This window comes from Kitasatospora sp. NPDC059160 (assembly GCF_042755465.1).
Lineage (GTDB): Bacteria > Actinomycetota > Actinomycetes > Streptomycetales > Streptomycetaceae > Kitasatospora.
Genome location: NZ_JBHZCN010000046.1, coordinates 61,026 through 71,398, shown reverse-complemented (window position 1 = coordinate 71,398; position 10,373 = coordinate 61,026). Strand labels below are relative to the sequence as shown.

11 protein-coding genes are annotated in these 10,373 nt (G+C 75.9%); 2 read left to right on the top strand and 9 right to left on the bottom strand.

Translation table 11 applies throughout. The features are described from left to right. The first annotated feature begins 68 nt into the window (after positions 1-68). The gene (locus tag ACFXOZ_RS20945) at positions 69-431 is read left to right on the top strand and encodes a hypothetical protein (protein ID WP_380591939.1); all 363 of its coding nucleotides are present in this window, start codon (positions 69-71) and stop codon (positions 429-431) included. 55 nt (positions 432-486) lie between these two features. Here ACFXOZ_RS20945 and ACFXOZ_RS20940 read toward each other — a convergent pair whose 3' ends face one another. The 7 genes from ACFXOZ_RS20940 to ACFXOZ_RS20910 all read right to left on the bottom strand — a co-directional run bounded on the left by ACFXOZ_RS20940 (position 487) and on the right by ACFXOZ_RS20910 (position 7,539). Then, positions 487-1,299 carry a DUF1963 domain-containing protein gene (locus ACFXOZ_RS20940; RefSeq protein ID WP_380591933.1) on the bottom strand — a complete coding sequence of 271 codons (813 nt, stop codon included), beginning with the start codon at positions 1,297-1,299 and terminating at the stop codon, positions 487-489. A 91-nt stretch (positions 1,300-1,390) separates the two neighbouring features. Further along, positions 1,391-2,134, bottom strand: a complete 744-nt coding sequence (locus ACFXOZ_RS20935; RefSeq protein ID WP_380591937.1) for a DUF1295 domain-containing protein — start codon at positions 2,132-2,134, stop codon at positions 1,391-1,393. 56 nt (positions 2,135-2,190) lie between these two features. Beyond that, on the bottom strand, positions 2,191-3,534 hold the full coding sequence (locus ACFXOZ_RS20930) for a class I SAM-dependent methyltransferase (RefSeq protein ID WP_380591931.1): 1,344 nt from the start codon (positions 3,532-3,534) through the stop codon (positions 2,191-2,193). Next, positions 3,531-4,280 carry a DUF1365 domain-containing protein gene (locus ACFXOZ_RS20925; RefSeq protein ID WP_380530252.1) on the bottom strand — a complete coding sequence of 250 codons (750 nt, stop codon included), beginning with the start codon at positions 4,278-4,280 and terminating at the stop codon, positions 3,531-3,533. Before ACFXOZ_RS20925 ends, ACFXOZ_RS20930 begins: the two co-directional genes overlap by 4 nt. Continuing rightward, positions 4,277-5,605 carry an NAD(P)/FAD-dependent oxidoreductase gene (locus ACFXOZ_RS20920; RefSeq protein WP_380591929.1) on the bottom strand — a complete coding sequence of 443 codons (1,329 nt, stop codon included), beginning with the start codon at positions 5,603-5,605 and terminating at the stop codon, positions 4,277-4,279. The genes ACFXOZ_RS20925 and ACFXOZ_RS20920 overlap by 4 nt, the downstream gene beginning before the upstream one ends. Before the next feature lie 219 nt (positions 5,606-5,824). Further along, positions 5,825-6,655: an alpha/beta fold hydrolase gene (locus ACFXOZ_RS20915; protein ID WP_380591927.1), complete on the bottom strand. Its 831-nt coding sequence runs from the start codon at positions 6,653-6,655 to the stop codon at positions 5,825-5,827. 74 nt (positions 6,656-6,729) lie between these two features. Next, on the bottom strand, positions 6,730-7,539 hold the full coding sequence (locus ACFXOZ_RS20910) for a YhjD/YihY/BrkB family envelope integrity protein (protein WP_380530261.1): 810 nt from the start codon (positions 7,537-7,539) through the stop codon (positions 6,730-6,732). A 211-nt stretch (positions 7,540-7,750) separates the two neighbouring features. Between ACFXOZ_RS20910 and ACFXOZ_RS20905 the strand changes: the two genes are divergently transcribed. Beyond that, positions 7,751-8,314 carry a YbaK/EbsC family protein gene (locus ACFXOZ_RS20905; protein ID WP_380530263.1) on the top strand — a complete coding sequence of 188 codons (564 nt, stop codon included), beginning with the start codon at positions 7,751-7,753 and terminating at the stop codon, positions 8,312-8,314. Positions 8,315-8,362: 48 nt separating this feature from the next. On the opposite strand, the gene ACFXOZ_RS20900 is transcribed toward ACFXOZ_RS20905, so the two are convergent. Together ACFXOZ_RS20900 and ACFXOZ_RS20895 are read right to left on the bottom strand one after the other, a co-directional pair. Continuing rightward, positions 8,363-9,076, bottom strand: a complete 714-nt coding sequence (locus tag ACFXOZ_RS20900; protein WP_380591925.1) for a UBP-type zinc finger domain-containing protein — start codon at positions 9,074-9,076, stop codon at positions 8,363-8,365. Further along, positions 9,073-10,323 (bottom strand): NAD(P)/FAD-dependent oxidoreductase, encoded by a 1,251-nt coding sequence (locus ACFXOZ_RS20895; RefSeq protein ID WP_380530268.1) that lies wholly within the window; start codon positions 10,321-10,323, stop codon positions 9,073-9,075. The genes ACFXOZ_RS20900 and ACFXOZ_RS20895 overlap by 4 nt, the downstream gene beginning before the upstream one ends. Between the last annotated feature and the right edge of the window lie 50 nt (positions 10,324-10,373).

Below are 10,373 nucleotides of genomic sequence, written 5' to 3'. Positions count from 1 at the left end.
GCGGTTACCATCCGGTAACCCCGGTCGGCCGACCGCGGCGCCACCGACTCGCACTCCCCGGGAGCAGCATGTCCGCCGACCGATCCGCCCGTCTGCTGAGCGGCCTCCTGCTGGGCGCCGGGGTGGCGCACTTCGCCGTGCCGCGCCCCTTCGACGCGATCGTCCCGCGCGCCCTGCCGGGCCGCCCGCGGGACTGGACCCACCTCAGCGGACTGGCCGAGCTCGCCGTCGGCGCGGCCGTCGCCCACCCCCGCACCCGGCGCGCCGGGGCCCTGGCAGCGGCCGCCCTGTTCACGGCGGTGCTCCCGGCGAACGTGCGGATGGCCCGCGACTGGCGCGCCCGGCCCGCCCCGCTGCGGGCGGCGGCCGTCGCCCGGGTGCCGCTCCAGGTGCCGCTGGTGCTCTGGGCCCTGCGGGTGGCCCGGGACTGACGGCCCACCGGACGGGCCCGCCGACACCGGCGGGCCGGTTCGGCTGCGGGCGGGTTCAGCTGTCGTAGCGGTGGGTGAACGGGCGGCCCGGGCAGGTGCGGCACTCGAACACGTACACCCCGCCCAGGTCGCCGAGGCTGAGTCCCGCGCCCTCCCAGCGGTGGTCGCGGTCCTCGACCGGCGTCCAGGCCTGCCCGGGGCCGTGCTCCTCGGTGCTCTCCACCGTGAGCAGGTGGTCCATCGCCGTTCCGCAGCCCGGGCAGTCCGGCCACTGCGCGTCCTGGCTCCAGCCCGGGTAGCCGCCCAGCTTGATCCCCGGCGCGGTGGACAGGTGGTACTGGTAGTCCCAGCCCGTCTCCTGGTCCACCTGCGCGAAGCGGGGTTCCAGGGCGTCCCAGAGCTCGTCCGACAGGTCCCAGCTCGGGTACTCGGCGACCAGCTTCGGGTGCACGACGCACGGCCTCGGCACGTATCCGTACGGCGCGTCGGCCGGCGCCTCCGGGGTCGGCCGCACCTCGCCCACCTCCCCGGCGGTCCGCCAGTGGAGCAGCGGGACGACCCACTGGCCTTCGTGCCGCAGCGGGCACCAGAGCAGCTGGAGCAGGTCCCGCCCCTCCGGGAACGGCACCAGGTCCGGCAGGTCGGCGCGGTGGAGGTGGACGACCGCGACCATGGGCGAGCCCGGATGGCGCGGGCACTCCGGCCACGGTTCCTCCGCCGGCCAGAGCAGCGGACCGCCGACCGAGCTGTCCCCCGGTGCCGGCCGGCCCGCGCGCGGGTGCAGCCGCACGGCCTCGCGGCGCAGGGGCACGACTTCGGGGAACAGCTCTTCGACATTCAGCGGGCGCGGCGGGGTTCGACGGGTCACCCGGGGACGGTACCGGCGCCGGCGGCCGGGGCGCACCGGGATTTCGGGGCGGACGACGGCCATGGCCTGCGGGGAGTACGGGCGACGGAAGCTACCGACGACGGCGCGGCGGCAGCGGGAGGAAGCCGCTGGTGCGGGCGGTGTACTCGGCCCAGCCGGGACGGTCGGCCCCCAAGTGCCTTTCCAGCATGGGCTTTCCGCTGCCGAAGGCCAGCAGGTACGTCATCAGCAGCGGGCTGAGCACGAACGCCCAGCCGGTCGGGGTGTCGGCGCCGAGCAGGAAGAGGCCCCACCAGACGCAGGCGTCGCCGAAGTAGTTGGGGTGGCGGGTGTAGCGCCACAGGCCGTGGTCCATGATCCGGCCCCGGTTGCCGGGGTCGGCCTTGAACCGTGCCAACTGCCGGTCCCCGACGGCCTCGAAGCCGAGTCCGACCGCCCACACCGCCGCGCCCGCCCAGGCGAGCGCCCCGGGCGGGCCGGGCAGGTACTGGGCGGCCTGGACGGGCAGCGAGACGAACCAGACGATGGCCGCCTGGAGCAGGAAGACGATGCGCAGCGCGTACCGGGTGCGGGCCGGGCCGGCCGGTGCGCGGGCGAGCATCCGGGCGTAGCGCGGGTCCTCGGGAGCGCCCCGGGCGCGCCACCACAGGTGGACGGAGAGCCGTACGCCCCACACCGTGACGAGGACGGTGACCAGCAGTCGGCGCCCGGTGTCGCCGTGCCCGGCGGACAGCGCCAGGCCGGTCAGCGCGATCGCGGCGAAGGCCAGGCCCCAGGCGACGTCCACGCCCCGGTACCGCCCGGAGCGCAGGCCGACGACGAAGGCGGCGAGCATGACGGCGAGGGCGACACCGGCGGTGACGGCGAGGTTGAGGCCGAAGGCCGCGGCGTTCACGCCCGCGCCCCGTACGGGCCCGGCACGGTGCCGCCGTCGCGGGTCAGCAGCAGCTGGTGCACGTTCAGGTAGCCGGTGCGGAAGCCGGCTTCGGAGTAGCCGAGGTAGAGCTCCCAGGTGCGGCGGAACACCTCGTCGAAGCCGAGGGCGGCGACCTCCGGCCACCGTTCGGTGAAGCGCTCGCGCCACAGCCGCAGGGTCTCGGCGTAGTGCGGGCCGTACGCGTCGACACGGTCCACCCGGAGTCCGGTGCGGGCGGCGGTGTCGGTGATCGCCCGCAGCGAGGGGATCTGGCCGCCGGGGAACACGTACTTGAGGATCCAGGTGTAGGTGCGGCTGCTGGCGAGCATCCGGTCGTGGGGCATGGTGATGGCCTGGAGGGCGATCCGGCCGCCGGGGGCGAGGACCCGGTCGAGGGTGGCGAAGTACTCGGGCCAGAAGGGGCGGCCGACGGCCTCGATCATCTCCACGCTGACCACCGCGTCGTACCGGCCCCGGGCCGAGCGGTAGTCGCAGAGCCGGACCTCGGCCCGGTCGGCCTGTCCGGCGTCGGCGATCCGGCGGCGGGCGAGCGCGAGTTGCTCCTCGGAGAGGGTGAGGCTGACCACCCGGGCGCCGCGGGCGGCGGCGCGGACGGCGAGTTCGCCCCAGCCGGTGCCGATCTCCAGCAGCCGGGTGCCGGGGCCGACGGCGGCGAGGTCGAGCAGCCGGTCGATCTTGCGGTGCTGCGCGGCGGGCAGGCCTTCCCTGGTCGCGGTCGGCCGGGCGCCCGGGGCCTCGGGGGCGTCGGGGAAGAGGGCGGCGGAGTAGGTCATGGTCGGGTCGAGGAAGAGCGCGAACAGCTCGTTGGAGAGGTCGTAGTGGCGGTGGATGTTGCGCCGGGCGTTGCCGGGGGTGGACAGCTCCGCACGGGGCGGGCGCCGGACGTAGAACCGGCGCAGCCACCGGGTGCCCCTGGGCACCAGGGCTTCGGGGGCGGCGGCCAGCGCGGTGAGCAGCGCGACGGGGTCGGGGCTGTCCCAGTCACCGGCCTGGTAGGACTCGCCGAAGCCGATCAGGCCGCCGGTGCCGAGGCGGTGCAGGAAGGCCCTCGGGTGGTGCAGACGCAGCACCGGGACTCCGGTGGCTGGCTCGAACTCGTCCTTCGTGCCCGGCAGTTCGATCCGGATGCCCTGCCGGGAGGCGGCCCGGCGCAGCACGCGTGCGGCGACCGCGGCGCGCAGCGGGGCGTGCGGCACCCGGACGACGTCCGGCCAGCGGGCGGGGTCGACGACGGGGGTCGGCCGGGCAGTGGTGCCGGGCGGGGTGGTGCTCGTCGGGGTCGGGGTGGTGCTGGTCATGCGGTGGGCACCTCTTCCGTGGCCGGGTCCGGGTGGACGGGCAGGCCGCGCAGCCACAGCCGGATGCCCTGGTAGCGGATGTGCAGGCTGACGGCCCAGGTCGCGAACGGGTGCCGGAGCGCCGCCCGCAGCAGGGTTCGGGGGCCGGCCGGGCGGGCGGTGCCGTGCACGGTGGCGGTGAACGCGTGGCCGTCCGGCCGGTCGAGCCGGACGGTGAGGTCGAGGCGCTCGCCCGGCGGGGGCAGGGACATCCGGTAGTGGCCGTCGACCGGGAAGAACGGGGAGACGTGGAACTCCTTGGGCGTCCCGGCCCGGCCGGCCGCGTCCGGGTGGAGCAGGTAGCGGTGCCGGCCGCCGTAGGTGTTGTGCACCTCGGCGACGGCGCAGCGCACCCGGCCCTGCGGGTCGTGGCACCAGTAGACGGTCAGCGGGTTGAACACGTGCCCGAGGGAGCGGGCCTGGGTCAGCATCAGGACGCGGCCGTCGCCGAGCCGTACGCCGTGGCCGGCCAGGAAGTGTTCCAGGTCCTGACGTATCGTCAGGTCCCGTTCCGTGCGGTCGACCGCGTGGTCGCGGGCCCGGAAGGCGGCCAGCGGGCGCAGCGGCCACGGGATCGGCGGCAGGTGGTCCGGGTCGACCAGCCAGAGGTAGCCGCGGTGGCGGAAGACCCGTCGGGGTGCGGCGCGGACGTGGGTGGTCCGGGTCTCGTAGAGCACGGCGCCCCAGGGGCCGGGGAGGGGGTTCACGGCGCGACCGCCCCCAACAGGGCCCGGGCCGCCTCGACGCCGGAGCGGCAGCCGTCCTCGTGGAAGCCCCAGCCGTGGTAGGCGCCGGCGAACGCGGTGCGGCCGGTGGTGAGTTCGGGCAGCCGGCGCTGGGCGGCGACGGTCCGGGCGGTGTACACCGGGTGCTCGTAGACAGTGCGGGAGACGACCAGTTCCTCCGGGATCGGGTGCTGCCGGTCCTCGTTGAGGGTGACCAGGTAGTCCTCGGCGGTGTCCAGGCGCAGCAGCCGGTTGAGGTGGTAGCTGACCCGCACCCGGTCGGCGGGGGCGGCGCAGTGCGGCATCCGGTAGTTCCACGATCCGCGCGCCGAACGGGCCCGGGGCAGCACGGAGGGGTCGCGGTGCAGCACGGTGGGGTTGCGCGAGTAGCCGAAGGCGCCGAGGACCTCCAGTTCGGCGTCGGTCGGGTCGGCGAGGAGTTGCAGGGCCTGGTCGGCGTGGGTGGCGACGACCACGGCGTCGGCCTCGGTGCGGCGCCCGTTCCCGGAGACCACGGTGACGCCGTCCGGGTGCCGGCGCACCAGCCGGACGGGGGCGGAGCGGTGGACGGCGCCGAGCCGCTCGGCGATCCGCTCGACGTAGCTGCGGGAGCCGCCGACGACGGTGCGCCAGGTCGGCGAGCCGGTCACCCCGAGCAGGCCGTGGTTGTCGAGGAAGGCGAACAGGTACCGGGCCGGGTAGTCGCCCGCCAGGTCGGGGGCGCAGGACCACACGGCGGAGACCAGCGGGGTCGTGAAGTGGTTGACGAAGTACGGCGCGAACCGCCCGGCGGCGAGGAACTCCCGCAGGCTCGGGTCGCCCGCCGCCGGGTCGGCGAGGAGCCGGCGGGCGAGCCGGTGGAAGCGCGGCACCTCGGCGAGCATCCGCAGGTACCGGCCGCGCACCACGGCGTCGGGGCGGGCGAACAGCCCGGCCGGCCCGCGCGCACCGGCGTACTCCAGGCCGCAGCCGTCGCAGTGCACGGACATGCTCATCTCGCTGTCCTGGGTGCGGACACCGAGTTCGGCGAACATCCGGACCAGGTGCGGGTACGTGCGCTCGTTGTGCACCAGGAAGCCGGTGTCCAGGGCCAGTTCACTGCCGTCCGGCCCGGTGGCGCGCTGGGTGTGGGCGTGGCCGCCGAGCCGCTCGTCGGCCTCGAAGAGCTCCACCTCCACCCCGGAGCGCGACAGCTCGTACGCGGCCGTGAGCCCGGCGACACCGGCCCCCACCACCGCCACCCGCCGCCCGGGCGGCCCGCCCCGCGTCACCCGGAACCGTCCGGAGGTGGTGTCGACCGTCGTCACGAGGGCCCCTCTCTGCCCAGGGCGCGCACCTGCGGCCCTGTCGGTGGTCTGCACCCGTTGTTCGGAGCCGGCGGCGGCCCGGATTGGTCGGCGGCGGTCCGCCGTCCCGAAGGGCCGTCCACGGCTTCGCCGTCACCTCGGGCAGGCCGGGGAGACGGCCGACGGCGGCACCGGCGCTACCGGTGGTGACCTTCCCTCACGCCCCCGGGCCGGACCCCGTCAGCGGCCCCAGAACTCCCGCAGGGCGGCGTTGACGGCCGCAGGCTCCTGGGTGTGCGGGTAGTAGCCGGGAACCCGCAGGAGCCGGCCCCCGAGGGAGTCCGTGAGGGCGTCGGCCACGGCCATCAGGGGCAGCCCCACGTGCTCGCGGTACGCGGCCGGGGCGTGCTCCCACGTCCCGCAGATCACCAGGACGGGCAGAGCCCCGCCCCGGAGCGCCGCGAGCGGGATCTCCGCCTCCCAGACGGGCCGCTCCCCCATCGAGGTGGCGACGGCACGCAGTCGGCGCGGCGTGGGCTCGGGCATCGCCATCCCCAGCCCCTCCGTGGACGCCCGCAGGTACTGCTCCGGCGTGACGCCCTCCGGGATGCCCGGGGCGGCGTCGCGCACCCGGTCGAGGAGTTCCGCGACGACCGGGTGGTGCGCGGCGGCGGTGAAGGCGGAGGGCTGGATCAGGGCGAGGGAGCGAACCAGGTCGGGTCGGCGCGCGGCGGCGATGAGCGCGGCGACCGCGCCGTTCCCGTGCGCCACCAGGTGGGCACCGCCGGGCCCCGTGGCCCCGTCCCGGCCGCCGAGCACCTCCACGATGTCCCCGGCGTCGACCTCGAAGTCGCTGCGCGCGGTGTCCGGGCTGTCGCCGTAGCCCCGGCGGTCCATCAGGAGGAGCCGCCGGCCGACCGCGAGGGGCCGCTGCCCGGCGAACCCGTAGGCGGGGTCGCTGCCCCAGGTGAAGATGGTGTGGACGAACACGGCGGGGGCGTCGCCCGGGGCCCCCGAGGGCCGGTCGCCGCCGACCCGGTCGTCCCACACGGTCACGTGCACGGCTGCCATGGGCCGTCCTCCCGAAGTCGAGGAGCGTCAACTCCCCTGAGACTAGACCGGGAAGGCGGCGGTCCCGCGCCGCGCTACGGCGTGCGACGGGCCTGGACCAGGACGCGGCCGGCCAGCGCGCCGGCGTACACGGTGTAGCCGACGCCAATGAGCCAGGACTGGACGATCAGCACGGTGCCCACCGTCCCGTAGGAGACGGCGTTGGACACCAGCAGGGGCGCGAAGACCAGCCGGGAGAAGAGCCGGAGCCCGGCCAGCGCCACCATGGTGGCGACGGCGCCCGGCAGCAGGTCCCTGGCCGGGACGCGTCCGGCGAGCAGCAGCCGCTGGAGCCACCAGAACAGCAGGATGCCGCCGATGGTCGTCGCGGCGATCCGGACGGTCGGCTGGACGGCCGAGTGGCGCCACGGCGTGCCGCTCAGGGCGGCGACCACGATGTAGCCGGTCAGTGCGGCCAGCCCGAGGGTCTGGCGCCAGACGGTGTGCCACGGCCCGCGGTCGAGCTCCCAGATGCGTTCGTAGACCCCTTGGATCGCGGCCATCAGCGAGACCCCGAAGACGGCCAGCGCGGCGAGGCCGAAGCCCGTGGTGGTGCTGAGCACCTGGCCCCGGGAGACGAAGAGCCGGTGCACGGCGGCGGCGCCCTGGCCGGACAGGCCCAGGCCGTCCGTGATCCACTCGGCGATCCCGGTGCCGCGCGCCGGGAAGGCGGCGGCGATGACGATCAGCAGCGGGACGAGGGTCACGAAGAACAGCGCGGCGAAGGCCATCGAGCGCTGGAGCAGTTCGACCGTACGGCCCTGTTCCCACACGCTCCGGGCCACCAGCCGCGCCAGCTGCCACCAGGTACGGACGGGCGGTTCGGCCCGGCCGCGACGGGGCACCTCAGCCGCCCGGGGCGGCGGGCGGCGACGGTCGGTTCAGGCGCACTGGATCCTCCCTGTTCACGGCACCCGCTGTTCTCGGCACCCGTTGGCGCATCCCGTCAGGATGCCACCGACGGGCCGCCCCGGCGCTCGACCGGGCCGTCGGTGGACCGGAGCAGGGGCGGGGTTACCCGGCGGCGCCCGCCGCCGCCCGCGCTACAGTCCCCCCATGAGCGATCCCTTGCACCCTCCCTTCGGAAACTTCACGGCCGTCCTCCCGGCGCTGGAGGTCCGCGAGCAGCTCGCCGCCCCCGTGGCCGACGCCCTCGAGAACTGGGACGCTCGGGCCGCAGCCGAGTCCGTGCTGTACGTGGACACCGACCCCGAGAAGGCGGACACCGCGGTGTTCTGCGAGTTCTACGCGGTACCGCCGGAACTCTCCGCGAACTGCGTGGTGGTCGCGGCCAAACGCGGCGGGGAGGTCACCCTGGCCGCCTGCCTCGCCCTCGCCACCACCCGGGTGGACGTGAACAAGGTCGTCCGCACCCACCTGGGCGCGCGGAAGGCGTCGTTCGCACCGATGGACACCGCGGTCGACCTGACCGGCATGGAGTACGGCGGCATCACCCCCGTCGGCCTGCCCGGCACCTGGCCGCTGCTCATCGACGAGGCGGTGGCCGCGGCCGACGCCGTCCTGATCGGCAGCGGCCGACGCCGGGGCAAGCTCATCCTCCCCGGTCGGGCCCTGGCCCAGCTCCCGGGCGCCGAGGTGCTGGCAGGCCTGGCCACCTGAGAGCTCGCACCGCCACGCCCTCGCAGCGCCCCGGTCGCCGGGCCCCGATCACAGCGTGCGCAGGGCCCGCTCGCACTCCTGGCACCGCCGGTCGGCGAGCACGGGCGGGTACCAGGGATCCCCGGGCCGGGCCGGCCGGTAGTGCGCGTGCTCCATCGGTCCGGTCTCCACCCCGCACAGCGTGTACGGCTGCGGGTCCTCCGGAACATCGGGATCGGCCCCGGCGGCGTGCACCGCGAACACGGCGGGTTCGACACCCTCCGCCCCGATGGCCCCGTCGGATTCCAGCTCGAAGAGCACAATGATCGATCCCATGCCCCGAGCCTCGATCATCCCTCCCGGCCCCACCTCCGGGGGTGGGCCGACGGTGGACCGATCACCACCGATCCGATCACCACCGGTCCTTCCGCAGCGGGCAGCGCCCGGCGGCGGCCCGGCGGGGCGGGCGGGGTGCAGGAACACCTCGTCGGTGTAGCACCAGGCCCAGTCGTCGCCGGGCTGGAGGGAACGGGCGATGTGGTGGCCGCCGGTGGTGCGGGCGTGGTGGTGGGCGTGCTGCCCCGGTGAGCTGTCGCAGCAGCCGACGTGTCCGCAGGTCAGACAGGCCCGTAGCTGCACCCAGGTCCGGCCGGCGCGCAGGCACTCCTCGCAGCCCGGGACGGGGTTGGCGGGGGCCTCCCGGAGCCCGTCCAGGTGGTCGCAGGTGCGCTGGACGACCAGGCCCGGGTCGACCGCGACCCGCCATGCGCGCCGGTCGTTCATGCCGGCCGGGTTCCCGGTCCGGCCAGGTCGGCCAGCACCTCCCGGGCCGCCCGGGCGCCCGAGGCGAGTGCCCCCTGCACCGAGCCGGTGGCCCGGTGGTCGCCGCACACGTAGCGCCCCGGCGCGAACCGGGTGGTCCGGCTGAGCCGGAGCGGCGCGGGCCCGGCCGGCAGCGCCTCGGCGATCCGGTACTCCTCCAGCTGCTCCCAGGCCGAGGTGTCCGCCCGGTACAGCGCACCGGCCCGGACCCGGGCCGCCCGCTCGTCCGCGTCCGTTCCCAGGACCGAGGTCGACACCAGCGCCCGCCCGTCCGGTGAGCAGCCGGGGACGACCTCCGACAGCACCACCGTGTTCAGCACCTGCCGGTCCGCGTCCACGACCAGCGTCGGCTCGGGCAGGGGGCTGACCGGCGCCGCGTGGTAGAAGGTCGTCACCGCCCGCGCCGCCGGCACTTCCAGGCCCGGCAGCAGCCGGGTGGCCTGCGCCATCCCGGTCGCCACCACGACCGCGCGGGTCCGCAGGACCGGGCCGCCCGCGAGCGCCACCCCGCCCGCCGTCACCCGTTCCACCCGGGTGCCGCACACCAGTCGGGCCGTCGGCAGCCGGGCCGCCAACTGCCGTGGCACTGCCCCGATTCCGTCCTGCGGCAGGCACAGGCTCCCGCGCAGCATGCTGCGCCACACCAGGTGGAACAGCCGGCTGGAGGTCTCCAGCCCCTCCTCCAGGAACACCCCGGCCAGGAACGGGCCGAGCACCTCGTCGACGGTGCGCCCCGACACCCCGGCCCGGCGCAGCGCGCGGCCGGTGCCGGTCTCCGGCAGGCGCTTGAGCAGGGCGGCGGGCAGCGCCGCGTCCCCCGCCCCCAGCAGCGCCAGTGCGGCCAGGTCGCGCAGCGGCAGCAGCCTGCCGGGCAGCAGGTCGCCGGCCTGGCCCGGGCGCCTGGTCGGATCGACCACCCGGCGCGCGCCCCGGGCGTCGGCCAGCAGGAACCCGGGGGTGAACGGGCGCAGCCCCAGCGCGCCCAGCTCCAGTCGCCGCCTGACCTGCGGGTAGGCGGTGTTGAACACCTGGAAACCGCGGTCGAGGCGGAAGCCCCGGACCACGTGGGTGCGCATCCGTCCGCCCACCTCGTCGGCGGCCTCCACGACCAGGACGTCCCGTCCGGCCTCGGTCAGGTCCAGCGCGCAGGCCAGGCCGGCCAGGCCCGCGCCGACCACGACCACTTCCGCCGCTGCCTCTCCTCGCATCCCGCTCACCGGCTTCCTGTCGAGTACGGGCCGCGCCGCGGGCCGTAGTG

Coding starts and splice junctions, on each gene's coding strand:
- ACFXOZ_RS20945 (WP_380591939.1), top strand. CDS start 69: ATGTCCGCCGACCGATCCGCCCGTCTGCTGAGCGGCCTCCTGCTGGGC.
- ACFXOZ_RS20935 (WP_380591937.1), bottom strand. CDS start 2,134: ATGCTCGCCGCCTTCGTCGTCGGCCTGCGCTCCGGGCGGTACCGGGGC.
- ACFXOZ_RS20930 (WP_380591931.1), bottom strand. CDS start 3,534: ATGACCAGCACCACCCCGACCCCGACGAGCACCACCCCGCCCGGCACC.
- ACFXOZ_RS20915 (WP_380591927.1), bottom strand. CDS start 6,655: ATGGCAGCCGTGCACGTGACCGTGTGGGACGACCGGGTCGGCGGCGAC.
- ACFXOZ_RS20905 (WP_380530263.1), top strand. CDS start 7,751: ATGAGCGATCCCTTGCACCCTCCCTTCGGAAACTTCACGGCCGTCCTC.
- ACFXOZ_RS20900 (WP_380591925.1), bottom strand. CDS start 9,076: ATGAACGACCGGCGCGCATGGCGGGTCGCGGTCGACCCGGGCCTGGTC.
- ACFXOZ_RS20895 (WP_380530268.1), bottom strand. CDS start 10,323: ATGCGAGGAGAGGCAGCGGCGGAAGTGGTCGTGGTCGGCGCGGGCCTG.